The organism is Hyphomicrobium methylovorum, from assembly GCF_013626205.1.
GTDB lineage: Bacteria > Pseudomonadota > Alphaproteobacteria > Rhizobiales > Hyphomicrobiaceae > Hyphomicrobium_B > Hyphomicrobium_B methylovorum.
The window spans coordinates 2,230,112-2,256,995 of record NZ_QHJE01000001.1 but is presented as its reverse complement, the minus strand read 5'-3'; the positions used below and the strand labels follow the sequence as shown (position 1 = coordinate 2,256,995).

Genomic DNA, 26,884 nt, shown 5'->3' with positions numbered 1-26,884 from the left:
GGCATGGCGCTCATATGACGGAAGCGATCACGGAAAATCGAATGAACGTTCTGCTGCTCGGCGGCACCAGCGAAGCCACGCGCCTCGCGGTGCAACTTGCGGCCGAGCCGGGCATCGACGCTACGCTCTCGCTTGCAGGACGCACCGCGCGCCCGCCCGCCTCTCCGTTGCCAGTACGCAGCGGTGGCTTCGGTGGCGCAGGCGGACTGGCCTGCTATCTCATCAGCGAAGCGATCGGACTTGTGATTGACGCCACTCACCCCTTCGCCGCCCGCATCAGCAGCAACGCAGTTCTCGCCTGTGCAGAAGCGCGAATTCCGCTCATAGTTGTGGAGCGACCACCCTGGCACAAAACGTCCGCCGACGACTGGCAAGAGCATGCAACTGTCGCGGAGGCCGTCGCCGCGCTGCCAGTAACGCCCTGTCGAATTTTTTCCGCTCTCGGCCGTTCGGCCATCACCGAACTCGAAACCCGCCCCGAGCACCACTACATCATCCGCGTCGTCGATCCGCTGACACCACCCCCCGGCCTCGCCACGGCGACGATCATCGCCGCCCGCGGACCGTTCAATGTTGACGACGATACAGCACTCTTTCGCAAACACGGAGTTGATCTCGTGCTGGCAAAAAATTCGGGAGGCGATGCCGCCTACGCCAAGATTGAAGCCGCGCGCCGACTTGGAATCAAAGTGCATTTGATCCGCCGCCCGATTATCGCTGAACGCGAGACCGTTAGATCGGTTGACGACGCAATGGATTGGATACGCGCTCATTATTCGACCCTGACCGATCGCGGTGTGTAAACCCACGTCCTCCCATCGCCGCAGGTAACGGTCCGCGTCGCGCTTGAACCAACGATGACGAGCGTCCGCATATCGCATAACGCCAGTGGTGCGGCTTCAAGCGTAGTAATCTCAATCGATTCATCCTTCCGCCCGACAGCGCGCGCAAAGATCACCGTCGTCTTCGGCGAACGCACCGCGCTGAGAATGCGGAAGGCCTCTCCGATCTGTTCCGGCCGCGCCTTCGAAGCAGGGTTGTACAGGGCCAGCACAAAATCCGCTTCAGCAGCAAGACGCAGACGCGCTTCGATCGTCGCCCAGGGCTTCAGATTGTCGGAAAGTGAAATCGCACAAAAATCGTGACCAAGCGGCGCCCCAATGCGAGCCGCTGCGGCGAGCATCGCCGTAACACCCGGTTCCACGCGCACACCAATTCCTCGCGCGGAATCGGGATTGGCCTCGATCGTCTCAAAGACGGCCGCAGCCATCGCAAACACGCCGGGATCGCCGCCGGAAACCAGCACAACGCGCTGCCCGTCTCGCGCCAACGCAAGCGCCCGCGCTGATCGCACCATCTCTTCGCGATTGTCGGACGCTTCGAAAATCTGGCCCGGCTTCGGAATGAGACGTTCAAGATAGGGAGTGTACCCAAGCAGAACATCCGCGTCGGCAACGGCTTGGCTTGCGGCGGGCGTTACCCAATCTTCCGGTCCCGGCCCAAGTCCAACGATGGTTAGATCGCCGCTCATACGATGCGTCTCCCGCGCCCGCCGGGCAGCAAAATGATCGAGAAATAGGGCACGGCGTCATCGCCCAGCTCCCGCAGCGGCACCACGCGTTCGCCCTCCATCGTTCCGCGTTCGACGTAAATCGCTTCGCCCATCCGTCCTGCGTCGGCAAGTGCCGCCTTCACCTTGGCGAGGTTCTTCCCAACCTTCATGATGACGGCAGCATCAGCCGTACGCAGATGCGCCGCGAGATCAGCCTCTCCAAGAGTGCCCGGCAGAATGGTGAGCACGTCGTCGCCATAAGTTATGGGCGCAGCAGCAGCGGTCCAGCAGCCTGACATCCCCGTGATACCAGGTATGACCGACACCGGATGGGAGCCCTTGATGCGATCGTACATATGCAGGAACGATCCGTAAAAGAATGGATCACCCTCGCACAGCAGCGCCACATCACGACCAGACGTGAGGTGCTCCATGATCGTCCGCGCGCTCGCACTATAAAAATCGCGGATCGCTTCGACGTACGCATCGCTGCGGAAATAGATTTCCGTCGTCATGGGATAATCGAATGCGGCTTCAATTACAGAACCAAGATGCGGCGCAGCGATTGTCCGCGCATGCCCGCGATGTCCACGCTTACGAAAATACGCGACAACTGGTGCACGTCTCAAAACGCGCGCGGCTTTCACCGTAACGAGATCCGGATCGCCGGGACCGAGGCCAACGCCATAAAGTGTGCCGGATTTGACGTCGCTCATTCGCGTTCGCTCGCCAGTGCGTTTATCGCGGCCGCTGCCATCGCGCTCCCGCCCTTTCGGCCTTTCACGATCGCAAACGGCACACGCCCATCTGCCGCAAGCGCATCCTTCGATTCCGCTGCCCCAACGAAGCCGACCGGCATGCCGATCACCGCCGCCGGTTTCGGCGCACCTGCGTCCAGCACTTCCAGCAAGCGGAAAAGCGATGTCGGCGCGTTGCCGATCACGACCACGGCGCCAGCAAGCTTCGGCAGCCAAAGTTCCATCGCCGCCGCCGACCGCGTTGTGCCAAGCGCTGCAGCGGTCTCAATCACGCGCGGATCTCTCAGCGTGCAGATGACGGGATTATCAGCCGGAAGGCGCGCGCGCGTGATGCCATCCGCCACCATCATTGAATCGCACAAGATCGGCGCGCCCGCCTTCAGCGCGGCCTCGGCATCCCGCGCGAACGACGAAGACATAATAATGTCGCGCGCAACCTCAACCATGCCGCACGCGTGAATGATGCGCACGGCAACGCGCTCTTCGAGCGCAGAAAAATGCGCAAGATCCGCTTCCGCACGAATGATCGCGAACGACTTCGCGTAGATCGCGGCTCCGTCACGAATGTAAGTCTCGACGCTCACCGCCACTCCCCTCTCACGCGACCAATCACGCGCGCCAGCGCCTCAGGCTCGATACCGCGCACCGCAGCCGAGTCAGCAGGACCGCCGTCGAAAACGGCGTCGTAATGCCCCTCGCGCGCAACAAGCGTCAATGCCGCAGAGCCTCGGTGCGCGCAACCCTTTTGGCACCCTGAAACATGGATTGATGAATAGACATCAAGTGCCGCGCCAAGCTCATCAATGAGCCTCGCCGCATCCTCTCGCGTGCGGGTGGTGGCGTTTGCGCAGCCCGGCGCGCCCGAACATACGTCCAGCCGCAGCCGCGGATCATCCGCATCCGTAACGAAACCGGCCTGTCGTGCTCCTGCGAGGAGTTCCTCTGCAGCACCATCATCGGCAATCGGAAACACAAACGATCGATCCGGACCGACACGTACCGCCGCGACACCTGCTCTCGTCGCGGCGTCATGGAGCGCACGCACGCCACGCGCATCGATGCGGCCGAACGGAAAACCTATCCCCACCGCAAACGCTTTGTCCTCATGCACGAGCCGACCGACAGAACGTACCAAAGCCGCATCTGGCAAAGGCGCCCGAACCGATGGCCGAAGTCCCGCATCCCGAAAAATTCGTTCCGCACCATGATGCGCGACCGCGTCGGCCATTCTCGAATGGTCTGCGCCGTCACGCGACATGGTCAAGAACGCTTCGGCCAGCTTGCCGATCGCCGCAACAGCGTCGTCCAGACTAACCACAGCCTCGACAGCAGCTTCACCGTCAAGCACAAGAGCCGCCGCCTTCGAATCCAACACCGCCAGCATGATGTCCGTCGTGCGTTCAGAAAGACACGGATCGGCACTGCCGGAAAAGCTAAATCCAAACTTCCCCGGCAACTGATGAAGCCGCACGTTCGATGCCAGCAACCGTTCGAGATCATCGGCCAGCGGCCGCACATCCGCGTGCAATGGCGTGAGCCCACTCAGCGGATCGACGATAATGTTACGTACCGACTCGATTCCAACGTCGGCATCGATCAGGCGCGCTTCATTGAGATATACAATCGCAGAAGCGTGGGTATCCTCATCTAGCCCTCGCAGCTGCACGTTTGCACGGTTGGTCAGCTCGATTTCGCCCGAGCCGAACCGCTCGGCCGTCTCCGCGATAACCGCAAGCGCAGACGCCGCCAGCGCACCGGCGCGAGGTCGAATGCGCAGCAGCAATCCGTCGCCAGAACGCATCGGCCGGAGCGCGCCCGGACACCAGCCCTTCCGCAAATGATCCGGCGCCGTCATTCAGCAGCCTCATCCGACGGAAGCCCTTCAATGCCCGACAATCGCCGCGCAACGTCGTTGCGACGCGGTTGCCAAAGCCCACGCGCAATCGCCTCATCAAAGCGCTTACGCATCGCCTCAATTGCAGCGGGATTCTCGCGTGTGATGAAAGCCGCAACCGCGGGATCGCCCAGATACGCCTCGTAAAGACGCTCGAACGCACCATGATCCACGCTCCGCGCGGTCGCTGCAAAGGCAAATGCAGCGTCCACGCTTTGCGCCATCTCAGCCGCGCCCCGATAGCCATGCCGCATCTGTCCATCGATCCAGCGCGGATTGGCAGCTCTGCCATGGACCACACGCGCACATTCTTCTTCCAGCGTGCGCACGCGCGGCGTCTCGGGGACGCCCGTATCCGTGTGATAGAGCGCAACATCCTCATTACCAGACGCTGCGGCAGCGGCGGCAAATCCACCCTCATGCGCCGCGAAATCCCCGCCCGTCAGCAGATCAATCTCGCGGTGATCCTGGATATGCACGAACGCGTCCGCGTTCTCGATCTGCGTCTGAAACGACGATTGCGCTCCCTGCGGAGCTCCTTCACCTCGATAGGCATGCGAAGAGTTATCGAGATACGAACGTCCGAGATCTTCTCTCTTCAACCATTCGCCGCTGTCGACAAGTTGCATAACACCGGCACCGAAGGCCCCATCCGCTGGGCCAAAAATGCGATCGAGACGCTCTTCTCGCCGCGCAGCCGCGATCAACGGATTGTCGCTCTCGTCTTCCTGCATCTTCGCAACGAGCGCCACGGCACTATCGAACAACGTGAGCTGCGCGCCGAACATATCTCGGAACAATCCCGAAATTCTCAGCGTAACGTCCACCCGCGGCCGTCCGATCTCCGCAAGCGCTTCGGTCTCTATTCCCGTGACGCGATAGGAACGCTGATCCCAAACCGGCCGCACGCCAATGAGGGCCAACGCCGTCGCCAGCTCTTCGCCGCCCGTCCGCAGCGTCGCGCTGCCCCAGAGATCCAGAACAATCGCACGCGGCCAGTCGCCATGATCGGAGAGATACCGATCGAGAATAGCCTTTGCCGCGCGTTTGCCGTTCGACCATGCCGTCGGTGTTGGCGTCGCCCGCGGATCGACACTGAAGAGATTGCGCCCTGTCGGCAGCACATCGGAACGGCCACGGCTCGGTGCTCCAGCGGGACCGGGCTCTACGAACTTTCCATCAAGCGCGCGAACGATCCCATCAAGCTCGGTTCGATCGAGCACGTGCAGTCCGTCGCGAATACTGAGTTCCTTCACGTCGCAAAGAAATGCATCGATACAAACGAGAGCGTCCGCCGTCGTCATTCCCCGCTCAAGGCCACACTGCTTCGCAATGCCTGCGCGAAGCGCGGCGTCAACGATCTCCGCGGAGAGTGCCGCGCGCCGTCGAGGATCAAGACCATCAGCCGACGAAAATTCATCAACCAGTCGCTCGACTTCGTTGAGCTGAGTGGAAAGCCCTGCTTCGATCATCGGCGGAGGCTTGTGTCCCAACGTCACCGCCGCGATGCGCCGCTTCGCCTGCGCCGCCTCACCTGGATCGTTGACAATGAACGGATAGACCAGCGGCACCGCACCGAGAATGGCACGCGGTGCGCAAGCCTCGCTTCCCGCGATTGCCTTGCCCGGCAACCATTCCAGCGTGCCATGCGCGCCGAGATGGATCAGCGCATCGATTTTTCCAACGTTCCGAAGCCAAAGATAGAACGCAACATAGCTGTGCCGTGGCGGAGTCGTCGGATCATGATACAGCGCCTTGCGGTCGTGCGACGACCCGCGCTCCGGCTGAAGTCCGAGAACGAAATTTCCGAACCGTAAAGCGCGGATAGCGAATGCACCCTGCGTAAGCAGATCGTCGTCTTCCGGTTCACCCCAAGCCGACGTCACCTCGTCTCGGAACGCACGCGGCAACTCGGAAAACGCACGCTTATAGGCGTCGAGCGGCCACGATTCCGAGCTCGTCTGCAAACTCGAAACAAGTGCATGCAGATCGTCCGGAAAATCAGAAACGGCGTATCCCTCAGCAACCAGCCGAGCGGCGATCGAAGCTGCGCTTGCGATTCCATCCAAACCAACGGCATGCGCGATTTGATCCGGTCGCCCCGGATACGTCGAAAGCATCAGCGCCACGCGCCGTTCGCGCGCCGGCAGAGATTTTAACCGCGCCCAAGACGCAGCAAGATCGGCAACATGCGCAATGCCGTGAGCATATGGAACATGCCGCAGAAGCGCAGGCCCAGCATCGCCGTTCAGAGCTTGAGGCTCCTTGAACGAAATAACGCCCGCAAAAATCCTGCCGTCGAGTTCCGGCAGAACGACGTGCATCGCAAGGTCGGACGCACTGACGCCGCGCTGTGATTGATTCCACAAGGTCTCCGGCGCGTTCGTCATCGCTACCTGCAGCACTGGACAATCGCCAGCGTCGAGCGGAGACGTATCATCCTCGCGCGCCGAAAACGCCGTCGCGTTGACGACCACGCTTGGATTGAGCCGCTTCAGTTCGCCCGCAAGCCAGACAGCCGCGTCAGGCGCGCGCAAACTCGGCACGTAGAGTAACGTCGCTCCCATGCCGCGCGCTTCGAGCGCTTCTGCGAGCTTCTCGATCGGCGCAATATCACCAGCCGTCAGGTGTGAACGATAGAAAACGATAGCGGCAGAAGCCCCAGCCGTCTTGCCCGCATCCGCAGCACGATAACACCCGAATTGCGGCGTCGTGCGAACCTCTGGCATTGGCGAAGCTTCGCCGCGTGCGCGCGACAGCAAGCTTCGGAGAGCACTGCGCACATTCTCCGCGCCACCGTCATCGAGTAACGCTTCGAGACGTGCGAGATCATCAGCTGCAACAGTCGAAAGTGCCGCAAGACGCATATCGGGACGGCCATCGCCAGGCACGATTGCCAGCGCGACGCCCAACTCGCGACACCTGCGGCTCAACTGTTCGCCGCCGTAGCGCCAATAATCGAGCCCACCAAGCAGCCGCACCAGAACCGCACGCGATCCCTTCACAGTCGCGTCGAGAAACAGATCGACCGACATCGGGTGCCGCAACGTATTGAGGTTTGCGAAGCTCAAGCTCGGACGCTCGTCCTGCGGCACATCGCAAAATGCTGCCGCGGCCATCGCCAAATCGGAGTCTGAAAACGACAGGACGACGAGATCTGCCGGCGCGAGCGCGAGATCCTGAGGCGCAGCGGCCTCATCGAGATCCCGACTCTCGCGCACGACCAGATGCATTAGCCAGCGCCCGTGAGAGCGCGCGCAATCGCGTCACGGTTCAGTCCCTTCTGGCCAATGACGACCAGACGCCCGATACGTTTTTCTTCCGCGGTCCAGGCGCGTTCATAGCGCGTATCGACCCGCTCGCCGACGCCTTGCAGCAGAAGCCGCATCGGCTTGCCCTGGACTGCCGCATATCCCTTGATGCGGAGCACATCATGCGTCTTCGCCACATCCTGAGCCCGCGCCGTGAGATCGGCTGGCGACGTCAGTTCCGGCACCTCGACAATGAACGTCTCGAAATCGTCGTGGTCATGATCGGGCATATCGTCATGATGCGACGGTCGGGCGGCGAGATCGTTCTCAGCGGCGGCCGAAAGACCGAGCAGCACACTCGGCGCCACGCGTCCCTCACGCGTCGCCACGATCTTGATCGCGCGCGGCACGCTATTCTTGATTTCGGCAGAAACGGACGCCGCTTCATCGTCCGTCAGAAGATCCGTCTTATTCAGCACGATGAGATCGGCGCAGAGCAGCTGATCCTCGTAAACCTCTTCAAGCGGATTGTCGTGATCGATGGACTCGTCTTCCGCACGCTGCGCAGCAACCTTCTCAGGATCGTCGGCAAAGCGACCCGCGCGAACAGCCGGACCGTCAACCACGGTCACAACTCCATCCACCGTCACGCGATTGCGAATATCCGGCCACTCGAACGCCTTGAGCAACGGCTTCGGCAGAGCCAAACCCGACGTCTCGACGATGATGTGATCCGGAGCGGGACTACGCGACAGCAATGCTTCGAGCGTCGGCACGAAATCGTCCGCGACCGTGCAGCAAAGGCAACCGTTCGTCAGCTCGACGATATTCTCTTCCGGGCAGTTCTCGATACCGCACGAGCGCAGAATGGTGCCGTCCACACCGACGTCACCGAACTCGTTGACGATCAGCGCCAATCTCCGCCCCTCAGCATTTTCGAGAGCATGACGAACGAGCGTCGTCTTTCCCGAACCAAGAAAACCGGTGACGATCGTAATAGGAACCTTACGCGGGCTCATGCAGCAGTCTCCTGGCCGGATTTATGGTGCGGGCGTGGCGGCGAGGGAAATGGTCTGCAGCACCGGACAACGGTTCGCATCTTAACCTTTCCGCGCCCCACCGGCGCCGGTTTCAATAAATGATGGCAGGTTTCCTGGCTCGCGGGTCGCGGCATCCGGCAACCTTCCCGGGACGTATCCCAGTGGTACATTTGCTGGATGCTCGCCGCTTACAGTTGCGGGGGCAGCTGCGGAGTGAAACCGCATTCCCTTAGAACCCTCTTGCGAGGGACCATCGCCTCAACGGATAAGTGACGCCCCATGCTTCGTCAATCGCCAAGCGCCGCAACGGTAACCCCATGCCGCCTTCCATGACGTGCCCCCCGCTAACACTCGTTCTGGGCGGCGCACGTTCAGGCAAGAGCACGCATGCCGAGCGTCTATTGACCGCACTGCCCCCGCCTTGGGCCTATGTCGCAACGGCCGAAGCTTTCGACGATGAAATGCGCGATCGGATTGCAACCCATCGCGCACGCCGCGGCGCCGGTTGGCAGCAATTCGAAGTGCCCCTGGACCTTGCCGACGCTTTGGCTAACCAGACCGCATCCCTCCCCTGCCTTGTCGATTGCCTGACGCTCTGGCTCTCGAACTTGATGCACGCCGAAAGAAACATCCCGCACGAAACCGACCTCTTGATCGCCGCACTCGCCAAACGGACCGCACCCTGTATCATGGTGTCGAACGAGGTAGGCCTCGGCATCGTGCCCGACAACGCGCTGGCGCGCCGCTTTCGCGACGAAGCCGGACGATTGAACCAACGCCTCGCAACCGTCGCCGACCGCGTGCTCTTCATCGCCGCAGGTCTTCCGCTGACACTGAAAGGCTAATCGTGACCGAGAACCATACGACGACCGAAGACGCCGATCGCCACAAAGCGAAGATGGCGAAACGCAAAGCCCTGCAGGATGCGGAAGTCGCGTCCAAAACGGTCGAAAAAGGTGTGCTGCTCATTCACACCGGCCCCGGCAAGGGCAAATCGACGGCGGCGTTCGGCCTCGTGTTGCGTGCACTCGGGCACGGCTGGAAAGTCGGCGTCGTGCAGTTCATCAAGGGTGCGTGGCACACCGGCGAACGTACCGCGCTCGAACGCTTCGGTGATCAGGTTTCCTGGCACACGATGGGAGAAGGCTTCACCTGGGAGACGCAGGACAAGGCGCGAGACATCGCCGCCGCTGAACGCGCTTTCGCCAAGGTCAAGGAGTTGATGGCCGATCCCGAAATTCGTTTGCTAATCCTGGACGAATTGAACATCGCCCTGCGCTACGATTATCTGCCGCTCGACGACGTCATAGAAACACTCCGGAACCGTCGCGCCGATTTGCACGTCGTCGTTACGGGCCGCAACGCCAAACCGGAATTGATCGCACTGGCTGATGGCGTGACGGAGATGGGCGCCACGAAGCACCACTTCGCCGCTGGCATCAAGGCACAGCAGGGTATCGAGTTCTAAAGGCATGCCCGCACGCGCGCTGATGTTCGTAGGCACAGGCTCCGACGTCGGCAAATCGCTGATCGTCGCGGGCCTCTGCCGCCTATGTGCGAACCGCGGCCTCCGCGTCCGCCCGTTCAAGCCGCAGAATATGTCGAACAACGCTGCTGTTACGGCTGACGGCGGCGAGATCGGTCGCGCGCAAGCACTACAAGCCCGCGCCGCTCGCGTTCCGCTCTCCGTTCACATGAATCCCGTGTTGCTCAAGCCCCAAAGCGAAACCGGCGCACAAGTCATCGTGCAGGGGCGCATGATCGAAACTTCGGGTGCGCGCGCATTCCAATCGAAAAAACGAAGCCTCATGCCCGCCGTGCTTGAAAGCTTCGAACACTTGAAGGCCGATGCCGACATCGTGCTGGTGGAAGGCGCGGGCAGCGCATCCGAGATCAATCTCCGAGCAAACGACATCGCAAACCTCGGCTTCGCGCGCACCGCTGACGTCCCGGTAATTCTCATCGGTGACATCGACCGCGGTGGCGTCATCGCCAGTCTCGTCGGAACGAAGCACGTTCTCGATGCCGCCGATGCGCAAATGATCCAAGGCTTCATCGTCAACAAGATGCGCGGCGATCCAACTCTATTTGCGGACGGCATGACCGCCATAACCTATCTCACCGGATGGCCTGCCCTCGGCCTCGTTCCATTCTTCAACGAAGCGCGGCGCCTGCCGCCCGAAGATGCACTCGCGCTTGACGAACGTCGCGCGCCGACGGGTAAACCGGTCATCGCCGTGCTCGCCTATCCGCGCATCTCGAACTTCGACGACTTCGATCCGCTTCGCCTCGACACCAGCGTCGATCTGCAAATTCTGCGTTCCGGCGAACCGATCCCCGGCGACGCGCGCCTCGTCATCCTTCCCGGCTCCAAATCCACCATTGCCGATCTCAATTCGCTGCGAGACTTTGGTTGGGATGTCGACCTTGCCGCCCACATCCGGCGCGGCGGCCACGTGCTGGGCGTTTGCGGCGGCTATCAGATGCTCGGCACGGCCATTCACGATCCCGACGGCATCGAAGGGAACCCGGCAACGGTCGCGGGCCTCGGCTATATCGATATCGAAACGCGCATGTCAGGCGACAAGAAACTCATCGAGATATCGGGCCAGCTATCGGCACAACCCGTGCCTTTCGACGGTTACGAAATGCATGTCGGAGAATCGACGGGACCGGGCCTCGAACGTCCATTGCTGGAGATCACAGGCGGCCGCCCCGACGGCGCAATCGACGCTTCGGGACGCATTTCCGGCTGCTACGTACACGGCCTATTTTCCAATGATCGCATGCGTGCGCACTGGCTGCAGCGCATCGGCATCGAAGCAGACAGCAGTGCCGCCTTCAATTACGAGCATGACGTTGATGCCACGCTCGACGCATTCGCCGAGCATCTCGCGCAGCATATCGATATCGAGCAGCTTCTCAGCCTCGCAAAATGACCGCGAGCACGAGAATTGCCAGAACCATGAATCCCCAGGCGCTCACCGAAACGCGGAGCGCGGCGTAAATATCGCCCGCCGTTGCATCCCGCCGCCCGTCGCCCATGTAGGCATCTTCAACAAACGTCGTGCCGTAGGTCTTCGGCCCGTTGAGCTTGAGCCCCAGCGCACCCGCCATCGCACTCTCCGGCCAACCGGCATTTGGCGAACGATGATTTTTCGCGTCGCGCTGCATCGCCTTGATTGCCCCCGAACAAGACGTCGTCTGCGAAAAAAGAGCGGCCAGCGCGAAAAGCAAACCGGTCAAGCGCGACGCGGGCAAATTCACCAGATCGTCCATCCGGGCCGCCGCCCAGCCAAACGCCTCATGTCGCGGCGTGCGATGCCCGATCATGCTGTCGGCCGTGTTGATGGCTTTGTAAGCAACGACGCCTGGCAACCCCAGCACCGCAAACCAAAAGACCGGCGCAACGATACCGTCAGACGCATTCTCGGCCAGACTTTCAATCGCCGCACGCGCAACGCCATGCGCGTCGAGTGTCTCCGGATTGCGGCCGACGATCCGTCCAACGGCAAGACGCGCAGCGGTCAAATCGCCCGTGTCCAGCGCCCGCGCAACGTCGCGCACATGATCGTAAAGACTGCGGCTCGCGAACAACGTCGAAGCGATCAGCATCAATGCGATCATCCCAAACGCGGATAAGCCCAGCAACCGCTCGATCAAAACGGCAATGAGAACCGGAACAACCACGATGACGAGCAGCGCGAAAACGCCCGCCATCTTGCGCTCGCCAAACGAAGCATTTTCGCGATTGAAAGTTCTATCCAACGCCGAAATCAGCGCGCCAATCCATGTCACAGGATGGCCCACCAGCCGATAGATCGGCTGCGGGTAGCCCAGCGCCGCTTCGACGCTGAGAGCACCCGCAAGAACGAACAACGTTGATGAGGTTGTCATGCGGCAATCGGAAATGACGAACGCATGACTTAGGATTCAACCGGCGCTGCACCGACGGTGGAAAAAAGTGCAGCGGTCTGCTCAACCACGTCGAGCGGAGTGGCATGTCGCAGCGCTTCGCCGATCATCACAAGAACCGGCCCCTCCGGATGCGCCGATCCAAGTTCCGCCGCAACCATTCCAACTGTTGAAATGATCGCCTGCTCGTCAGCGCGCGTTGCGTTCGCGACCGCGATCGCTGGCGTTTTGGGATCAAGACCATGCGCGGTTGCAATATCGGTCAGCTCCGCGAGCGTCCGCTTCGGCATATAAACGACGGTTGTTGCGGCCGGGTCTGCAACAGCGCTCCAATCGATGTCGGCGGGAAGCGTTCCATGCCGGTCGTGCGCCGTGATGAACTGCAGGCGCCGTGCATGATCGCGGTTCGTCAACGCGACCTTGAGGTTTGCCGCTGCCCCCTGCGCGGACGTAACGCCCGGCACGACACTCAACGGAACACCCGCGGCGCGGCACGCGGCAATCTCCTCGCCTGCACGCCCGAAGATCAGCGGATCACCGGATTTCAGCCGCACCACCTTCAAGCCTTCTCGCGCGAAGGAAACCAGTTGCCGGTCGATGTCGGGTTGCTTGCAGGATTTGCGATAGCCGCGTTTACCGACGTCGATCAGCTTCGCGCCAAGCCGCACATAATCCAGGATCGGCCGCGCAACCAGATTGTCGTACAGCACCACGTCGGCAGTCTGCAGCGCACGAAGAGCCTTGAGTGTCAGCAATTCAGGATCGCCTGGCCCCGCACCGACAAGCGTTACCGAACCACCCGACTGCGAGCGCGGTGCATCTTTTGACGGAGCAGACGTGTCCTCCACCTTCCCAAGTTCACGATATCGGCCCTCGAACGGCGTCCGAGGCTGCCACCCATATCGCTCGAGCTCAGGATCAAGATGCTCTTCCTCCGGCCAGCCGAGAAGAATGTATCCGATCAGCTTCCAGCTTTTGGAAACACCTAGCGTCTCAGCAATCGCGGCCGGTTCCACAATCGAAACCCAACCAAGTCCCAGCCCCGCTTCGCGCGCAGCCAGCCACAACACCGTCACCATGCAAGCGCACGAATGATCCAGCGTCTCCGGCATCGTCTGCTGGCCAAGGCCGTGTCCTTGCGCAGAGTCATGGTCGCAGAAAATTGCGAGATGCACCGGCGCCGCGTCGAACCCGGCTAGCTTCAATTTGTTGTAGAGGGTCGCTTGATCGCCCTCATAGCCGCTCACCGTCCGGCTCCGCTCCCGTTCGAACTGCCGGGCCACCGCGAGACGTGCAGCACCATCTTTCACATTGAGGATACGCCAAGGTTGGCTATTTCCAACGGAAGGCGCCAGATCGGCGAGCCTCAGCAGCCGCTCGATGAGATCATCCGCGACCGGATCCGGCTTGAAACGCCGCACATCGCGCCGCCAGCGAACCAACTGTTCGAGCGACGCCGGCTGGCCAGCGGTTCCATCGGTAGGCGATCGGGACGTCATCTCTGAAAGATACCTGAACTTACTCACCAGGAGCGAACAGCCCTCTATAGCACTATCGGAATTGCTCTGAGAGGCCTGAGACGTCGCAACCTAACGGTGGGCGGATGCCGAAAAGGGCAGCCTTAGCCCAAACTCGCGCGGCCACGATGAACAGGCTTTGATTTCAACGGGCAAGTGCCGCGTTCTGGACCCAAGTGACCCGGCGTTAACTCATCAGTTACCGCACGACGACGATGCGCGATCCTCCGCACATTGATCGCACCGGAGACTTGCTTCTAGCGTATCCGATCCCAACGGCATCGGCACACCGCAAGACGCACATAGGGTGTGATTGCCCTGCTGCAATCCCTGCCCCAGCGCCACGCGCTCATCAAAAACGAAGCACTCACCGCGCCACAGGCTCTCTTCCGGCGCAATGTCTTCGAGATACTTCAGGATGCCGCCGCAGAGCTGATTAACGTCGGTGAATCCTTTTGTGATGAGATACGCGCTCGCCTTCTCGCACCGAATGCCGCCCGTGCAGAACATCGCGATCTTCCGCTGCGGATTCTGCGCCAGCTCATTCGCAACGTAATCACGGAACTCACCGAACGATCGCGTCTTCGGATTCTGCGCGCCTTCAAACGTCCCGATCTGAACCTCGTAATCGTTCCGCGTATCGATCAGGAGAACGTCCGGCTGGGAAATCAACGCATTCCAATCCGCCGGCGCAACGAACCGGCCGGTCGCTGCCGAGGGCCGCGCCTCAGGAGCGTCGAGCGTAACGATCTCACGCTTCACTTTCACCTTGAGCCGCCGAAACGGCTGCCGCGGCGCACGTGAGAGTTTCACCTCAAGATCTGAGAAACGTGCATCCGAACGCAAGCCTGCGATGACCTGCGCGATCGCATCATCGGTTCCCGAAATCGTCGCGTTGATGCCTTCGGTCGCAATCAGCATCGTGCCCTTGATGCCATGCGCATCAAGTAAAGCCAGCGCGTCTTCGCGCAGATTGTCCGTCGCATCGATGTCGACGAATTTGTAGAACGCCGCTACGGCAACGCTCTCAGAGAGATGCAAATCGTTTTCGCTGCTGGATGGTGTCATGTGAACTAAAGCATCAATTCTCGCGGAGCTATTCGCGCCGCGTGGTATCGGAAATCTTTGTCGCCGTCGCCGTAGGCCAGAGAACGGAAGCGAGCACGCGCGTCGCAACCAGCTTAGCCCCGCTGACGGTCAGGTGATTATCGTCGAAATAAAGCACCGCGCCGTCGATGTCAGCCCGGCACAGCCCGCCGGGACAAAGAAACGGCAACAGCGTTACGTACCGGGCGCCCGCGTCCGCCGCTATTCCTTTAAGACCCGCTTCGAGAAGGAGCATTTTCCCCATGTCGGGCTGAAATGTATAGGTTTCCGGCGTTTCTCCGAACAACGCCCGGCGCGCCAAGGCTCCCGGCACTGGCACCTCATTCGGATGCGGCGGCACCGGCCCAAGAACGACCAAGCGCTGCCCTGCGGCGGAAAGCCTCTCCACGACGTCCTTCAACCCGGCCATGAAGCCCGGCGTTTCCCCATTCGCCCAACCAAACGAGTTTGCAGCAATAATGATGGTCGTGCCTGGCGGCGCCGCGAGCAGATCTTCCATCATGTGCGCGTTATAGACCGAGCATTGCGGTCGGTTCGGATAGTTGAAGCCAGTCGCAGGTGGACAGCCGGATGCCGTCAACTGACGCACGCTCGTTCCTCGTGCCTCCGCAAGCGACGCAAGCGCCACGCTTAACTCTGCGCCATGACTGTCGCCGTAGACGACGATCGTAGGGGGCACATCCGCGCCGAGCACACACGAGTTATCGTAGTCCCCGCGCGCCGATCCGTCGAAATGGCATTTTCTGCGTAAAGGGCTCGAGTCCTTTGCAGCGGCAGCCAGCGCAAGCACGTCTGGAGAAAATCGCCCCGGAAGCCCTTTCGTCAAAGCAACGAAAGCGCCGCACGCCACCAGCGCACCAATTCCAACGCCACCAGCAGCAAACGTGCCCCACTGCGAAGTGCTGGCCGTGCCGCGCCGCCGGAATGGCGTCTCAACGAAACGCCATGTCAGAAATGCAAGCGCAATGGATACGGCAGCGAGAGAAATCTGATCGAGCGGTGTTATCGCTCTGGATAGCAACAGCTTCGCGAATACGATCAGCGGCCAATGCCACAGATAAAGACTGTAGGAAATGAGCCCGATGAAAACCGGGCCTCGCGCACTTAACAACCGCTCAACGGTGTGCCCGGCGCCAGCCCAGATGATGAGCCCCGCACCAACACACGGCAGGAGCGCTGCAGGGCCCGGAAATGGCATTTTGTCCGTATAAAACACGATCGCCACAGCAATCGCCGCCAGCCCTGCAAATCCCGCGAACTCTTTCTGCCGCTCATTTCGTGGCGCAGGCACAAGGCCAAGCGCCAGCACAGTCCCCACCAGCAATTCCCAGGCGCGGCTATGAAGCAGATAGAACGTCGCCTTCGGACCTACCGAAAGAAATAGCGCGCTCAAGCCAAGTGAAACAAGCAGCAGGATCCATATGACTGCCGGAACCGCTCTGCGGCTAAACTTATAAAGCCCGGCAAGCAGCAGCGGAAAAATCACATAGAACTGCTCTTCGATTCCGAGGCTCCAAGTATGAAGCAGCGGCTGCGTCGCCGCCCCCGGCGCAAAATACGACGTATGCAGCCAGAACCAGACGTTGCTGATGGAGAGCGCCGCCGCCGTAAGTGTTCGCCCATACTGCTTGAGCTCGTCCGGCATCAAAAGGAGCAGCGCCGCGAAAGACACGCATGCCAACACGACCACCAATGCCGGCACGATGCGGCGTATGCGACGCTCGTAGAAATCCGCCAGACTGAAGCGCCCCACACGAAGGTCGTCAGCAATCAGCCGCGAAATCAGAAATCCGGACAGAACGAAAAAGATATCGACGCCGACGTACCCGCCCGAGAATCCCGGCACGCCAAGATGGCAAAGAAGGACGGACGTTACCGCGATCGCACGAAGACCGTCGAGCTCCGGGCGATACGCAAACCTGTCGTTCCCCACCAAACCCCTCCGTTCAGCCCCGAGCCGATGGCATATAACCAGCGTGTGGTGCTTCGAGCCGCCCTATTCGCAAAGCCCCACGCACTTTTTTATGACATACGGCGCAGCGATTGGCATCCGGGCGGGAATGTCCTACCCTCGCCATCCAATGAAAATAACCGGGCGAATAGCACTTTTTGTTCTTGCAAGCGTCGCGCTGCTTCTCGCGCACGCAGCAACGCCGCACACGCTGTCGCCTCCGTCGCTTCAAACTGTCTCGCGCATCAGCGATCAGGGCTTCACGCTCCCGTCGCAGCTCGAAGCCACGATTCGCGCGCATGTTCTCAGTGATCACAGCGTAAAAACGGATCGCCACCATCCCGGCTCCGGCGTCCCGGCGACCATTACCGATGCGGAAAAGCGGGCCATCTACGCCCCGCAGAGTTCGGCAACCGTTCACGTCTCGCTGCCTTTGGCTCGCGTCACGAACAACCCGCGTGACCCACCCGCCGCCTGATTCTCTGTTTGAAAATCATCGCCCTTTTTCAGACGCCGCACCCAAAGAGTGCGGTGCCGGCGTTGCCCTATTTCAAGGACATCCACCGATGGACGAATCAACTGCAATCGCGCCTGCCATCTCTGAGCGCGAAAAAGAACTGAGTGACAAATTGGGAGCCCGCACGCTGCTCGTTTGGCTTGTGGTACTCGTGGCTTTTGTCGAGATGCTCGTCATCGTTCAACTCGCAAAGTGAGCGATACATCCGGATCGACGAAAGTACGATCTTCCGTTTGCAAATAAAAACGTCCCCGGCGCACGCGTGCCGGGGATTTTTTGTTGCGTCGACGGCATTTTTCGAGTCCGCATTAATCGCGAATCAGCTTCACGATTCTAGCGATTCAGCACGCCTCTATTCGCTTCGCACGTTCGCCGATGCCGTCAAAGATTGTCCATAGATCCCCCCTCACCTAAGCTTTGAAAAGCAAAGTGATTCGGCATGAATGCCGTCCTTTTGCTCAACAAATTCTGACGAATAGCCTGAGGCATCTTTCGTCTCGGCCAAAGCATCGGGTCGCTTTGCGTTTGCGTCTAAGGGGGAAGACACGACCGTGCGCAAAGCCCGGCAATTTGGCATGCTGGCAATTGCGATCGCATCGATTGCAAAGGCTGGCCCGGCCGACGCCCTGGAGCTATTCGGGGTGCATATTTTTGGCGAGACCTCATCGGTCGCGGCAGGCGACCTCGCCTATCACACATCGCTGAACATCTCCGGAACCGAAGACAGCAGCTCGCTTGAAAAACTGATCTCCGACGTATCGCACACGATGCAGGAGCAAGAGCACGGCGCGCAGGACGCCTACACCCTGGTCGCGCGCACACGCGGCGACGTCGATCAGATCCGGGCGGCCCTCTATAGCGACGGCTACTATGCAGGCGACATCGACATTCGGATCGCCGGACAAAAACTCGAAGGTCTCGATCCCGCTACGTTAAGCACTGCAAAAGACGCGCGCATCGAAGTCGCGTTCAACATCGCGACCGGACCACGCTTCGCCTTCGGCAACGTTCAACTCACGCAGCGCTCTCATCCCAACGAAGCGCCATCCATAACGGCAGAAGATCTCGGCCTTGTGCGCGGCGCCCCTGCGAAGTCCAGCATCATCATCGCGGCAACGGACAAACTCGTTGAATCGTGGCGCGTCGCAGGCTTCCCGCTGGCACGCGTCGTAGACAAAGACATATCCGCCGATCACGCGCAGCACGCCGTCGATGTTCACGTAGAGATCGATCCAGGCCCGCCTGCCGTCTACGGTTGGGTTGGCGTTTCCGGCGCGCCGACGCTCAATCACGACACAGTCATGGACCAGAGCAAGCTGGAGCCGGGTCAACGGTTTAGCCCGGCAGACTTGAAGCGAGCGCGTGACCGTCTGGCGAAGATGCCAAGCGTGGAGAGCGTGAGGGTCGTCGAAGGCAACGCAGTCGATCCTAACGGCGGCATCCCGGTCAGCCTTGAAGTCGTCGAACGAAAGCCTCGCTACTTCGGCGCAACAGCGTCGCTCTCATCCACTGACGGCGCAGAGATTGAAGCGCATTGGGGACACCGCAACTTCTTCGGCGAAGGCGAACACCTCCGCCTCGAAGGAGGCCTATCGCGAATTGGCGATAACATTTCGCAACTCGAATTCGATGCAGCTGCGATCTACACCAAGCCGGGCGTGCTCGACGTCGATACAGATCTCATCAGCGAATTCCGTCTCGCGCGCGAACACCCAGATACGTACGAAAGCCTCGATGCGTCCGCGAAAGTCGGCTTGGCGCACGTCTTCAGTCCCGCACTTTCCGGCTCGGTTTCCCTCGCAACGAAGTTCTCGCGCGTGGACGACGCATTCGGCCAGAATGATTATCTGCTGATAAGCCTTCCCATCGAAGCCGCTTACGACACGCGCGACAAGCCATTGGACGCGACGACCGGCGTTTCCATTCTCGCCGCCGTAACTCCAACGGCCGAAGCCATCCGAGGCGTCGTATTCAATAAGTCGGAGGTCCAGGCAGCAACGTACCAGGCGCTCGATGCGGACGGCCATGCTGTCCTTGCCGGACGGATCGGTGCGGGTTCGATTGCGGGTGCTGCGCTCTCTGAAGTTCCCGCTTCGACGCGCTTCTTTGCAGGCGGCGGCGGATCGGTTCGCGGATACGATTATCGAAGCCTCGGCCCGATGCTCGACGGCAATGTCATCGGCGGGCTCGGCTATGTCAGCGCATCGGCGGAACTTCGACTCCGCGTCACCGAACAATTCGGCATCGTCCCGTTCATTGATGCCGCATCGGTCACCGACAATCCCTGGCCGTCGTTCTCCGATATCTTCATCGGCGCAGGCCTGGGCTTGCGATACTACACCGCTATTGGTCCGCTGCGCATCGACGTCGCAACGCCGCTGACCGATCGCGACGAACATTCCTCGGTCGCTGTCTACATCGGTCTTGGGCAGGCATTCTGATGCGCAGGATCACAAAGATTCTGCTTTTCATCGCAGCGGCCTTCGTGATCGTCGCCACTGCAGCGACGTCAACGCATCTCGGTCAATCGAGCATGTTGCGTCTGGTCGCCTCGATTGCGTCGTCTGAAGACAGCGCAATCGCAATCGGAGAACTCAACGGCTCTCTCTTCGATGAGGCTTCGATCGCCGAAATCAGCGTGTCCGATAAAGACGGCCCCTGGCTGACGGTCCGCAACATTTCGTTTGCATGGAGCCCGTCCGAACTCTTCAGCGGCCGCGCGGCAATCTCATATCTGCACGTCGATAAGATCGCAGTGTTGCGCAAGCCTGTCGGCGCACCAAAGAAAACAAACACAGATAAGTCTTCCCCCGGCCTGCCCTTAAAAATCGCGCTTCGCGAACTCGACGTGAAAGCGATCGACATTTCCGAGCAGGTGACAGGTGAACACGCAACGCTCCGTCTCACCGGCGGCGCTGACGTCGGTGACACAAAGAAAGCAAACGTCGCGCAGTTTCACCTTGAGCGGATAGACGGCCCGCAGAGCGACTTGCGCGCGAACGTGTCATACAATCCGGAGATGCGTGCTCTGGAACTTGCGATCAGCGGAAGTGAATCGGAGAATGGGCTGGTTTCGCATCTGCTCGGATTTCCCTCGCGGCCGCCTCTCTCGGTAGAACTTCACGGCAGCGGCGCGCTGAATGCTTGGAAAGCGAACCTCTCACTTGCCGCGAATAGCGAACCGTTCCTCGCTGGCACCCTTCGCCTAGACGAGACGAACACCACGACGCATCGTCTCTCAGGTTCGCTTGCTGGATTCGTCGAACGCCTCGTGCCTGCCGCCGCGGCAGACATTCTCGCCGGAAAAACGGAGCTGAACGTCTCCGCCGACATTACCGGACTAAATGACGGCGCTCTCCGCTCAATCAGCGACATTCGCGTCAACGCCACCGGCGCATCGATGCAAGTCGCTGCGACGGGCGGTATCGATATCGCATCCGGTTATGTTCACGGCGGGATCGAGGGCCATGCGCGCCGCAACGACGGCGAACCGCTGACGTTCCCAATTGAAAAAGATAATCCGGTATCAGTTCGGGAGATCTCTTTCCGCGCAACGCTGCCCGACACGAACACGGCGCGCCGGTCAACGGCGACTGTACGTCTCAACGGCATCGACAATCAGAAATTCGCCGCAGAGACGTTGCTTCTCGAAGCAACCGCGTCCCAACCCGATCCGGCAGGACAACGCGCCTCGGTCTTTGACGATATCAGACTGACTCTTTCGGCCAGCGGCGTCGACGAAACCAAAGCACTCGGCAAATCCGTCGGCCCATCACCACGCTTAGCATTCTCCGGAACCTACGACGGATCTCGACTGACTATCGCCAAAGCGGACGTCGAGTCCGCAGGCGCCGTCGGGAGCCTGGCCGGAATCATCGAAGGCGGACGGATCAACGGAACCGCACGCCTCAACGTTTCGGATGCGTCGCGGTACGACGCGATCGCAGACCGGCCGCTCAAGGGGCGGATGACTCTTGGCATCAAGTTCGACGGCGATCTCACTGCGCAAACGATTGCGGCCGCCGTTTCCGGAGAAAGCACGGGCCTCGCAACGGGCGTTGAAGCCCTCGACGGCGTTCTAGCTCCGGCAACAAAGTTTAGCGCTGTTATTGAACGCACCGCAGACGGCGCTCTCTCAACGCGCGACACCTCAATCTCAAACGAACTTTTTGCCGCGACGTTGAAAGCAAAGCGTGCGCAGAACTCGCGGAATGCATCGGGAAGCGTCACGCTCTCGTCGCTTGCCGCCATTAATCCGCAACTCACTGGCAAGGCGCAACTCGCGCTGGATGTCAGCGGCTCAGATGCCGATCTCGTGTCGCACATCAGCCTCACAGGTGACGGCGTGACACTCAACGGCAAACCCGTCGAAGAGCCAAGCCTAAGCTTTACCGGCCGCGGCCCGTTATCTCGGCACGAAGGCAAATTCACCGCCAACGGCACAATCTCCGGCGAAACACTGACCGGCGCTGCGGCATTGATGTTGTCGGATACCGGCGCGATCTCCATAAGCGACCTCGACTTGGACATCGCCGGAACGAAGCTCGGCGGCAACCTTGCCTTGGGCGGCGCAGCGCCACCATCTGGAACGCTCAAGATCCATGCTCCAAACCTCGCGCGCCTCGGCAACGCAATCGGCACGAAGCTCAAAGGGCGGATCGCAGCAGATGTTGCGCTGACCGGAGACAAAGCCAACAGCATTGCGAAACTGAACATCACCGCGGACGATATCCTCGTCGGTGATCTGCGCATCGGCAGCATTCGCTCAACCGGCAACGTCGCAAACTATCTCGAATTTCCCGACGGCGTGATCAGTGCAAAAATTGCTGGCATCGCCAACGGCAAGAAAGCGCTCGGCGGGCTATCGTTGGATGCACGCTTCAAGGATGGCGGCGCGACACTGACATCGAAAGGCCAAATCGACGGCGGCGCGCTAGAGCTTTCCGCAACATCTCGTACCGTCGAAAATATCCAGCAGATCGAAATCAAGTCTGCATCCTACACCGGCAAAAGCGGCCTTCCGCCGATCCGGCTCGCATCACCCGCTCGCCTTTCCGTTAAGGGCGAGACTGTGTCGATACCCAACCTGAAGCTCGCCATCGGCACCGGCTCTTTTCTGGTCAACGGCTCCGCGAATTCGAACGCACTCGACTTGGGACTTAACTTGGAGCTTGTCCCGGCGTCGCTCGCATCCATCGCTGCGCCTGAGCTCGGAGTGGAAGGCAGCATTAGCGGCACAGCGAAGATCAAAGGCAATCCTTCCAATCCTGAGATCGCAGCCACGATCTCGGCGACGACGCTGTCGCTGCAAGAGACGCACACGAAGCAACTACCTGCTGCCGACGTGACGATCGACATCGCCGCGAAAGACAGCAAGGCTCAGGTCAAGATGCGCGCCACAGCACGCGGCGGAACCGACTTGGCGGTCAACGGAACGGTCGGAATGAAGAACGGCTCCGCGCTCGCACTATCGGGGCGCGGAAGCATCCCGCTGGCTCTCGCAAACGTCTTCCTCGCCGATCGCGCGGCACGCGCGGGAGGCACTGCGATGGTAACGGCTGACATCTCCGGCAAGCTGTCTGACCCTCGCGTTGATGGCAGCATCCTCGTGGATGGCGCGACACTGAGCGACCCCGGCCTTGGCCTGGAGCTCTCGCCTATCGCGGCCGACATCGGATTTTCTCAAGATAAAGTCACAGTCCGAAAACTCGTCGCCACCAGCAAGAAGGGCGGCAGCGTCAATGCAGAAGGCGCGCTTCTCCTGCCGAAAGTCGGCGAACCGTCGGCAGACGTCGCGATCAGGATCGCCGCATTCAAGTTCGGGAATCAAGATCCCGTCGCGGGCGAGATCGACGGCAACGTAAAAGTCGCCGGACCGCTAAATGCACTCGTCGCAAACGGCAACGTTTTGATCGGCAGAATGGACGTCACCGTTCCAAACAAGATGCCGAAATCGGTCAGCGCGCTCGATATTCGCCATGTGAATGCACCTGAAAAATTTCAGTCTCCTGAGCGCGAGAAGGAAAAGTCGAACGCAGCGTCATCGTCTGGATCAACCATTTCGCTCGCGCTCGACGTTCGCGCGAATGATCGCATTTTCGTACGCGGACGCGGCGTCGATGCGCAGCTAGGCGGCTTCGTTAAGATTCGCGGCTCCGCCGACAATCCATTTACCGACGGCCAATTCACGACCTCGCGCGGCAAGCTATCGATCATCGGACGCCAGCTCGACTTCAGCCGCGGCAATGTTGTGTTCATGGGCAGCCTCGAACCTTCGCTCGACATGGAAGCCCAAGCAGACGCAGACGGCACAACGGTTACGATCAGAGTAACTGGACCGGCCTCGAACCCAAAATTCCGGTTCACATCGTCGCCCGAGCTGCCGGAAGACGAGATCGTTTCACTGCTGCTCTTCAACAAGAAGCTTGCAAAGCTTTCGGCCGCGCAGCTCGTTCAACTCGCGAGCGAGATCGACAAAATCGGCGGACTGTCCAGCGGACCGGGCACACTGGACAAGATGAAGAGCGCCATGGGTATCGACGTTCTCGACGTAACGACCGATGAAAAAGGCAACGCCCAAGCCTCGGCCGGCAGCTACATCGACGACAAGACCTACGTCGGCGTCAAGCAAGGCATGAGCCTCGGAAAGAGCCGGATCGTCGTTGATCACAACCTGACCAAAAATCTCAAAGCGCGCGGAGAGGCCGGCACCGACGGCGACAGCAAACTCGGCCTCGGGTTCGAATGGGACTATTGAAGCGCGACGGCGCCCCGTCCCATCTCGGCAAATAAAAAGCCCGACGACCACAGCAAACATCGAAGACGATTTACCGCTTTGATTTTTTAATCTCTCCGCGGTGAAATCAATTTCAGCTGCCGTGCAGGCGTATTCACCAATCGGCAGCGCGATGCGAACTTCTGGTCAGGATTGCCCCGCAATGCTCGTTCCGGCCTCGCCCATCGTCCTCCGCGGAAAGGTTTGCCCTCTCGGCGACAAAGGCCATCTCAGCGGTATTGCAAAAACGCCAACGGAAGGGCCGTGGCATTTCACGCGAGTTGGCTTAGCCGGTGACGAACAGGCCGATCGCAAAAGCCATGGCGGTCCGGAAAAGGCCGTGCACCATTACGCCCAAGATCACTACGACGCTTGGCGCGCCGACATCGGATCACACCCGCTGCTCAATTCGCCAGGCGCGTTCGGCGAAAACATTTCCACCACCGGATGGACGGAGCACACGGTCCACATCGGAGACATCATCCGATTCGGCGGCGCCGTGCTCCAAGTCAGCCAGGGGCGCCAACCGTGCTGGAAGCTGAACGTCCGTTTTGCGCGGAGCGACGTTGCTTACCAAACACAATCCAGCGGACGCACCGGCTGGTACTATCGCGTGCTTGAAGAGGGGAACGCAGCCCCCGGCGACCAGCTCATTCTTGAAGACCGGCCCCAACCCGATTGGCCCCTGAGCCGCCTCATCACCCTCCTCTACCGGGACAAGGATCGCTACGGCGACCTGCAGGAAATGGCCGCCATTCCCGAGCTTGCGGAAGGCTGGCGAAGACTTGCCACCAAGCGCGTTCAAGCCCGCTCCGTGGAAGACTGGACGCCAAGGCTTAACGGCCCGCTGTGAATCCAGCAGGGCAGCATCAACTTCGATCAGCCATTATCGACTTATGAACCTGGTCAGCATTTGCCGGATGCTTGCCATCTAAAAACGTGCCCATAATCCGACCACGGATAGATGGGGCCGATTTCTACATATTAATCAATTGTGATCCTTAGAGGCACTGAATGTCGACACCGAACTGGGCGGCGCGCCTTGCAGCGTCTTTCGTTGTGGCGTGCACCGGCACGTCCCTGTGCTCCAGCATAGCGTCGGCATCGTCCGACGCCGTTCGAAATCAATTGGCGCGCACAGACTGCGTCCGGGGAAAGTTTAAGGATTATTACCTTCAAGACCAGGGCGGCAATCCCCCGGTGAGCTACAAAGGCAGAGTTTTCAAACTCAGCCAGAATTATCCCAACCAGCTCCCTCCGAAAGAAAACTATCCGTGGCTCAAGATTCCGTTCAAGGACGGCGGCCCGGTCGATGCGCGAGCCTACCTGCAGGCCATGCTCGACTACGGCCTCGAAGGTAATATCGAAGTCGATTTCTATGTCGAAGACAACAAAACACGCCGTTGGTACGGCGCACCCTGGATGGACTGGAATACCGAGGTCGCATCCGATTGGCCGGGAACCGATGGCCGCGAATATATCCACGGCCTGACACATGAATTCGACTCCGCCGGCAACACGTTCGGAGAGGCGCAGGTCGGCTTTGTCGACACCTGGGCGCAGGCCTACATGAACGACCGCTATGGATTTGGCCTGGGGCAAGTCTATTGCGATCCCGACGATCCCAAACCCGGTGCGCTCAATCCTGACCCGACCGGACTGAACACCTTCCCGGACGGCTCATTCGTCATCAAGCTGCTTTTCTCAACCGTGAGCGAAGCCGAGCTTCCCACCGTCAAAGGCGCGTTTGAGTGGGACGCCAACATCTACATCAATAAAGATCCGCAGTTCCGGAACGCTGGACCGCTATCGCGCTTCGAACGCCGCACCGAAAAAGTGCGCCTTATCCAGATCGATCTCCAAGTCCGCGATGAGCGCAGCACAACCGGATGGCTGCTCGGCACCTACGGATATAACGGCAACGCCAAAGGCGATACGCCGTGGAAGCGGATGGTGCCGCTCGGTCTTCAGTGGGGCAACAATCCGAAGGTCACGTTCGCAGAAACCTGCGCTGGACCGAACGGGCCGTGCGACTACGACAAGCTGACCGAACAGTGGATCAATCGCCAAGCGGTCGTAGACCTCGCCACGCCTCCGCTGAACTTCAACCACCTCGGATATGGCGGTCGCCTCGCAGGCCCCGTCGACAATCCGAAAAGCTCGTGCATGGGCTGCCATCAGACCGCTGGCTTCCCGACGGTGCCGATCCTCGCCGAGTTCGCTCCGAATGGCTCGATACTTAAACTGGACGCGCAGAAGCATCCCGAGACCGCGCAAAGTTTGCGTATGATGTATTTTGGAAACGTCCCCGGCGGCGCTGTCTTCAGCGACACGCAGCTCTATTCGGCCGACTATTCGTTGCAGCTCGCCATGGGGCTCCAGAACTTCGTCTCGCTGCGATGCGCAGCGAACGCCAGTGGACCGCGTCCCTCACTCTGCGATGAACTCGCCAATTGGGTTCGTTTGCAACAAAGCGCACTAAGCGCACTGCAGACGTTTGGCACGCCCGGTCCCGGAGGCGCGCCGATCAAGCCGTAGAGCCACGAACCGCTCCTCGAAGCAGCCGTGTGGCCTGAGACATGCGCGCGATTCTCTCGCGAAGGCGCT

General features: G+C 60.3%; 20 protein-coding genes and 1 riboswitch. Of the genes, 10 read left to right on the top strand and 10 right to left on the bottom strand.

What is annotated here, in order from left to right:
• The first annotated feature begins 14 nt into the window (after positions 1–14).
• Positions 15–803 (top strand): cobalt-precorrin-6A reductase, encoded by a 789-nt coding sequence (locus tag DLM45_RS10930; RefSeq protein ID WP_181337140.1) that lies wholly within the window; start codon positions 15–17, stop codon positions 801–803.
• Here DLM45_RS10930 and cobJ read toward each other — a convergent pair.
• Genes cobJ through cobW form a run of 6 tightly spaced genes read right to left on the bottom strand, consistent with a single transcriptional unit; the run spans position 773 to position 8,474 of the window.
• Entirely contained in the window at positions 773–1,531 is a 759-nt protein-coding gene (cobJ, locus tag DLM45_RS10925) for a precorrin-3B C(17)-methyltransferase (protein WP_181337139.1), read from the bottom strand. The genes DLM45_RS10930 and cobJ overlap by 31 nt on opposite strands.
• Positions 1,528–2,268, bottom strand: a complete 741-nt coding sequence (locus DLM45_RS10920) for a precorrin-2 C(20)-methyltransferase (protein ID WP_181337138.1) — start codon at positions 2,266–2,268, stop codon at positions 1,528–1,530. Before DLM45_RS10920 ends, cobJ begins: the two co-directional genes overlap by 4 nt.
• On the bottom strand, positions 2,265–2,894 hold the full coding sequence (locus DLM45_RS10915) for a precorrin-8X methylmutase (protein WP_181337137.1): 630 nt from the start codon (positions 2,892–2,894) through the stop codon (positions 2,265–2,267). The genes DLM45_RS10920 and DLM45_RS10915 overlap by 4 nt, the downstream gene beginning before the upstream one ends.
• On the bottom strand, positions 2,891–4,165 hold the full coding sequence (gene cobG, locus DLM45_RS10910; protein ID WP_181337136.1) for a precorrin-3B synthase: 1,275 nt from the start codon (positions 4,163–4,165) through the stop codon (positions 2,891–2,893). Before cobG ends, DLM45_RS10915 begins: the two co-directional genes overlap by 4 nt.
• Positions 4,162–7,437, bottom strand: a complete 3,276-nt coding sequence (cobN, locus tag DLM45_RS10905; RefSeq protein WP_181337135.1) for a cobaltochelatase subunit CobN — start codon at positions 7,435–7,437, stop codon at positions 4,162–4,164. Before cobN ends, cobG begins: the two co-directional genes overlap by 4 nt.
• Entirely contained in the window at positions 7,437–8,474 is a 1,038-nt protein-coding gene (gene cobW / locus DLM45_RS10900; protein ID WP_181337134.1) for a cobalamin biosynthesis protein CobW, read from the bottom strand. The genes cobN and cobW overlap by 1 nt, the downstream gene beginning before the upstream one ends.
• A 107-nt stretch (positions 8,475–8,581) precedes the next feature.
• Positions 8,582–8,765: riboswitch (cobalamin riboswitch) on the bottom strand.
• Between the two features lie 47 nt (positions 8,766–8,812).
• Here cobW and cobU point away from each other — a divergent pair.
• The 3 genes from cobU to DLM45_RS10885 are packed head-to-tail and all read left to right on the top strand — an operon-like array spanning position 8,813 to position 11,434.
• On the top strand, positions 8,813–9,340 hold the full coding sequence (gene cobU / locus DLM45_RS10895; protein WP_181337133.1) for a bifunctional adenosylcobinamide kinase/adenosylcobinamide-phosphate guanylyltransferase: 528 nt from the start codon (positions 8,813–8,815) through the stop codon (positions 9,338–9,340).
• A 2-nt stretch (positions 9,341–9,342) separates the two neighbouring features.
• Positions 9,343–9,963: a cob(I)yrinic acid a,c-diamide adenosyltransferase gene (cobO, locus tag DLM45_RS10890; RefSeq protein ID WP_181337132.1), complete on the top strand. Its 621-nt coding sequence runs from the start codon at positions 9,343–9,345 to the stop codon at positions 9,961–9,963.
• Positions 9,964–9,967: 4 nt separating this feature from the next.
• On the top strand, positions 9,968–11,434 hold the full coding sequence (locus DLM45_RS10885; RefSeq protein ID WP_181337131.1) for a cobyric acid synthase: 1,467 nt from the start codon (positions 9,968–9,970) through the stop codon (positions 11,432–11,434).
• Here DLM45_RS10885 and cbiB read toward each other — a convergent pair.
• The 4 genes from cbiB to DLM45_RS10865 all read right to left on the bottom strand — a co-directional run bounded on the left by cbiB (position 11,418) and on the right by DLM45_RS10865 (position 16,967).
• On the bottom strand, positions 11,418–12,392 hold the full coding sequence (gene cbiB, locus DLM45_RS10880; protein WP_181337130.1) for an adenosylcobinamide-phosphate synthase CbiB: 975 nt from the start codon (positions 12,390–12,392) through the stop codon (positions 11,418–11,420). The genes DLM45_RS10885 and cbiB overlap by 17 nt on opposite strands.
• Positions 12,393–12,421: 29 nt before the next feature.
• Positions 12,422–13,909 carry a uroporphyrinogen-III C-methyltransferase gene (gene cobA / locus DLM45_RS10875; protein ID WP_181337129.1) on the bottom strand — a complete coding sequence of 496 codons (1,488 nt, stop codon included), beginning with the start codon at positions 13,907–13,909 and terminating at the stop codon, positions 12,422–12,424.
• A gap of 213 nt (positions 13,910–14,122) precedes the next feature.
• Positions 14,123–14,995, bottom strand: a complete 873-nt coding sequence (gene trhO, locus DLM45_RS10870; protein ID WP_181337128.1) for an oxygen-dependent tRNA uridine(34) hydroxylase TrhO — start codon at positions 14,993–14,995, stop codon at positions 14,123–14,125.
• A 28-nt stretch (positions 14,996–15,023) separates the two neighbouring features.
• Positions 15,024–16,967: an SGNH hydrolase domain-containing protein gene (locus DLM45_RS10865; RefSeq protein ID WP_181337127.1), complete on the bottom strand. Its 1,944-nt coding sequence runs from the start codon at positions 16,965–16,967 to the stop codon at positions 15,024–15,026.
• Positions 16,968–17,058: 91 nt separating this feature from the next.
• Between DLM45_RS10865 and DLM45_RS10860 the strand changes: the two genes are divergently transcribed.
• From DLM45_RS10860 to DLM45_RS10835, 6 genes are all read left to right on the top strand, one after another.
• Positions 17,059–17,463: a hypothetical protein gene (locus DLM45_RS10860; RefSeq protein WP_181337126.1), complete on the top strand. Its 405-nt coding sequence runs from the start codon at positions 17,059–17,061 to the stop codon at positions 17,461–17,463.
• Positions 17,464–17,551: 88 nt separating this feature from the next.
• Positions 17,552–17,698 (top strand): hypothetical protein, encoded by a 147-nt coding sequence (locus DLM45_RS10855; protein ID WP_181337125.1) that lies wholly within the window; start codon positions 17,552–17,554, stop codon positions 17,696–17,698.
• 355 nt (positions 17,699–18,053) lie between these two features.
• Positions 18,054–19,943 (top strand): BamA/TamA family outer membrane protein, encoded by a 1,890-nt coding sequence (locus DLM45_RS16545; protein WP_181337124.1) that lies wholly within the window; start codon positions 18,054–18,056, stop codon positions 19,941–19,943.
• Positions 19,943–24,259 (top strand): translocation/assembly module TamB domain-containing protein, encoded by a 4,317-nt coding sequence (locus DLM45_RS10845; RefSeq protein ID WP_181337123.1) that lies wholly within the window; start codon positions 19,943–19,945, stop codon positions 24,257–24,259. Before DLM45_RS16545 ends, DLM45_RS10845 begins: the two co-directional genes overlap by 1 nt.
• Positions 24,260–24,440: 181 nt before the next feature.
• Entirely contained in the window at positions 24,441–25,130 is a 690-nt protein-coding gene (locus tag DLM45_RS10840; protein ID WP_181337122.1) for an MOSC domain-containing protein, read from the top strand.
• A gap of 161 nt (positions 25,131–25,291) precedes the next feature.
• Positions 25,292–26,815: a hypothetical protein gene (locus DLM45_RS10835; RefSeq protein ID WP_246317324.1), complete on the top strand. Its 1,524-nt coding sequence runs from the start codon at positions 25,292–25,294 to the stop codon at positions 26,813–26,815.
• Positions 26,816–26,884: the final 69 nt, after the last annotated feature.